The 1,051-nt window shown below is 57.3% G+C and carries 1 protein-coding gene; it reads left to right on the plus strand.

The window, feature by feature from the left end; genetic code table 11:
* Window positions 1-123: 123 nt before the first annotated feature.
* Window positions 124-1,023, plus strand: a complete 900-nt coding sequence (locus tag AC2FFP_RS23300; protein ID WP_496771017.1) for a sterol desaturase family protein — start codon at window positions 124-126, stop codon at window positions 1,021-1,023.
* Window positions 1,024-1,051: the final 28 nt, after the last annotated feature.

Here is a 1,051-nt window from a genome sequence, read left to right on the forward strand (position 1 = left end):
TCCGCCTTGCGGACCAAGCCGCCCTCAGATGGTATCGCTTGCATGTCTGCGTTACATTGGAGCGGTCGTCGCCTAGAACAGCTTGCAATTCTATCGCGACGGAAACCCGAATAGAGGATGTCCATGTCCGACACAATCCTAGCTGCTGAACCAACTATCCGCCTTATTGCCTTCCTATCCGTCCTGGCGGCGATGGCACTTTGGGAAGTGGCCGCACCCCGGCGAAGTCGGGATATTCCGCGCGTTATCCGATGGACAAACAACCTTGCGCTCGTGGTGCTCGACACCGCCATCCTGCGGCTGACCTTTCCAATCCTCGCAGTTGGTTTCGCAGCCATGGCCGAGGATCGCGGATGGGGGCTCTTCAATAACATCGAGGCGCCGGTTTGGGTTGCCATCGTGGTCTCCATGCTGCTTCTAGATCTCGCAATTTATCTTCAGCATGTGATGTTCCACGCCGTACCGGGGCTTTGGCGTCTGCACCGGATGCATCACGCCGACCTTGATTTTGACGCGACTACTGGCTTGCGTTTCCATCCGGTAGAAATCCTCATCTCGATGGGGATCAAGCTAGCGGTCGTAGCAACCTTGGGGCCGCCCGCTGTCGCCGTGCTCCTTTTCGAGGTGACCCTGAACGCTACCGCGCTCTTCAATCACGCAAACATTGAATTGCCGCGTCCGGTGGATCGAATTCTCAGATGGATCGTCGTCACTCCAGACATGCACCGAGTCCACCATTCAGTCGATCCAAGCGAGACCAACTCGAACTTTGGCTTTAATCTACCGTGGTGGGACCGACTTCTAGGCACTTACGTTGCGCAACCCAAGAAGGGGCACAAAAGCATGGAAATCGGCATCAAGCAGTTTCGCACACGCCGAGACCTCTGGCTCGACCGAATGCTACTTCAGCCGCTGCGCGGCCCGGCGAGCGGAGGTGCCCTCGGTACCCCGAGCCAACAGAGGCGATCTTCATCTGTCTCGTCCGGGCAAACCAAGCTGGGCACTGACCAAATAGACCAATAGCGCTGAACCAAAGACTGCTTTGCCGCGC

Source organism: Ruegeria sp. YTSC004, assembly GCF_059609805.1.

Excerpts from the sequence above, each read along its gene's own strand:
- AC2FFP_RS23300 (WP_496771017.1), top strand. The coding sequence starts at position 124 with ATGTCCGACACAATCCTAGCTGCTGAACCAACTATCCGCCTTATTGCC.